Here is a 2,271-nt window from a genome sequence, read left to right as displayed (position 1 = left end):
ACACCCCGCCACCAGGCACAACGTTGGCAAGACCGTGAAGCGGGCCGCATCACTCACCGCGCATGTCCGGTTGAAGACTTAAAGATCAAGCTGAGCCCTTTCCGTTTTCAGTCTGAGCTGGAGAGATGGAGGGTGAGGACGGCTTAGACGAGGCTCGTGACTCGGGTCGTCGAGCAGCGGAGCTTGTGCGGGAGCCGTCAGGTCTTGAGGGTGGCAATGGTTTGTTCGACCAGTGCCCGGACCTTTGGGCCCAGTAGGTGATGCCGCCCTGGGCGAGAGCGTCGATGATGCCGTGCTCGCGTGCGGCCCGGATGTCGTAGACGGCACCGGCCAGGGCCGGTGCCGTCTACAGGAGACGGGCCTTCGGGTCGGCGATGACCTGCGCGTTCATGCACTCATGAACGATCGAGGTAAGAAACCTGAATCTACATTACTTCCAAATTAGATACCTATATGCCGAATGACACGTCCAAGTGTTATTAGGTGCGACACCTCCAGGATCACACCAATTGGAACTCGAACCGTTTTCGTTACCACCATGGTCCCTAACCTGTGCTTGCGCCAGGATTTTCGCAGCTACTTGAGCATCTAACTGTCTACTCATCTCAGACACCCCCACCGACTCGTAGTAGTACGGGCAAAGGGTGAGGGTGCGAGCGGTGATGCACGGCGGTCTGTGGGCACCTGGTGCGTCATAGAGGTCCACAGTGCTCGATGAATCTGCAGCATTGGCTGGTCCAGATGAAAGAAGAATTCCAGCACCTAAACACACTGTTGCGAACACGGCCGCAATCTTACGCGCCATCTCTGCCTCCAAAGGATCTTAGGTTATTGAACCTTTCACATCCCCCCACCTTTGTAAGCAATCCGTACTTAACCTTGACCTCGATTCGTCAGCGGGGTTCGGTCACTGATTGGCTCAATGAACCTCTTCGTCCTGTCTCGTAGGATGAAAGAGGGCTGGTCAGGAGTGGTGGGGTGGCGAAGCCCCTCGTCGTTGGTGTGGTGATTTCACTCAACACGCCGACGGCCTGGGGGCTTCGTGGGTTCCGTATCCTCCATGCTCGATGCCCCCCACGAGCTGGTTGAGCATGTTTCCTGGCTCATCAACGTTCGAGAGCGTGAACTCGTCACACGGTGGCTGAAGTTGGGCTGCTTCAAACAAGCTCTGCTCGCGCTGGTCTCTCCGCAAGAACGAGACGTATCAGCAGGTCGGGATCCGGTGCGAGGTATCTGAGGCACGGCCTGGCGCTACGTCGACGAAACCCTCGCGGTTCTGGCCGCGTGGGCATCGAGCCTGCAGGAAGCCCTCGTCGGGCTGGACATGGTCGACTTCATCATCGTCGACGGCACCCTCATCCCCACCGACCGCGTCCAGGCCGACCAGCCGTACTACCGGTGGTTCGTTAATTCCGGTGGTGGTGTGGGTTGGCGGCAGGTCGGGTTGGTCGTGGGCCGGTGGTAGGAGGCATTTGCTGTGTTGGGGGTTGAAGATGACTGTTCGCCGTCCGTGTCCGCCCGCGCCGGGTTGGTTGGAGGAGTATGCGGCCCGGTTCGGCGACCTCTTTTTCAGCCTGGCCCAGCGTCGCGGGTTTGGTGAGTACCTGACGGGGCTGCTGGCGTCGCGGGAGCGGAACAAGACGATCACTTGCCTGGCAGGGGCGGAGCCGGTGGCGGGTGCGGGGATGCCGGGGGTGCAGCGGCTGCAGTTCTTCCTGTCCGAGTCGCCCTGGGAGGCTGAGCTGGTCAACGATCGCAGGCTTGAGCTGCTGTGTGGAGCCGGCGACGGCTCCGCACGACGGCGGGGTGATCGTGATCGATGATTTTGGGGATCGCAAGGACGGCACGGCGACCGCGCATGTGGGCCGGCAGTGGCTGGGCCGGCTGGGTAAGACGGACAACGGCATCGTCACGGTGACCATGGTGTGAACCGACCACTTGCCGGTGCTGAGCTCGTCGGCGGTGTCGGCGCGGGCGAATCTGCGCACGGTGCCGCGGGACAGGCCCAGTTCCTTCGCGACTGCGCGCTGGCTATCTCCCCGGTCGAGCAGTTCGTGGACTGCTCGGTGGCGATCGCGAGTGCGGTCCGCGTATCGGTGGGCGGACCTGGCCGGCTTGCCGGCCCGGGCGGTCTTCTCCAGTTCGGCAACCGCGGCCGCCGTGGCCGCCTGTGTGGGGACGTGGGCGGGTTCGCGCAGGTGGGAGGAGTGGCGGGCGACGCACTTGTCGACGGCTTCGCACAGGTTGTGCCAGACGTGCCATCTGTCAGCG

At 62.1% G+C, this 2,271-nt stretch carries 2 protein-coding genes and 2 pseudogenes; 3 read left to right on the top strand and 1 reads right to left on the bottom strand.

Translation table 11 applies throughout. The features are described from left to right. Positions 1–143 precede the first annotated feature (143 nt). Positions 144–391 (bottom strand): annotated as a pseudogene (locus ACWCQK_RS42335) (IS5/IS1182 family transposase); the annotation flags it as partial. A 933-nt stretch (positions 392–1,324) separates the two neighbouring features. Here ACWCQK_RS42335 and ACWCQK_RS42330 point away from each other — a divergent pair. The 3 genes and pseudogenes from ACWCQK_RS42330 to ACWCQK_RS42320 form a co-directional block, all read left to right on the top strand. Beyond that, on the top strand, positions 1,325–1,465 hold the full coding sequence (locus tag ACWCQK_RS42330) for a hypothetical protein (RefSeq protein WP_451164580.1): 141 nt from the start codon (positions 1,325–1,327) through the stop codon (positions 1,463–1,465). A gap of 28 nt (positions 1,466–1,493) precedes the next feature. Further along, positions 1,494–1,926, top strand: a pseudogene (locus ACWCQK_RS42325) (transposase); the annotation flags it as partial. Continuing rightward, positions 1,926–2,271 (top strand): hypothetical protein (locus ACWCQK_RS42320; RefSeq protein ID WP_451164578.1); only part of this gene is annotated, 346 nt, incomplete at its 3' end. The pseudogene ACWCQK_RS42325 and the gene ACWCQK_RS42320, both read left to right, overlap by 1 nt.

It is taken from the genome of Streptomyces sp. NPDC002306 (assembly GCF_053593435.1).
Note: the sequence above shows the minus strand (reverse complement) of the source record. Positions and strands in the feature narration are given on the sequence as shown.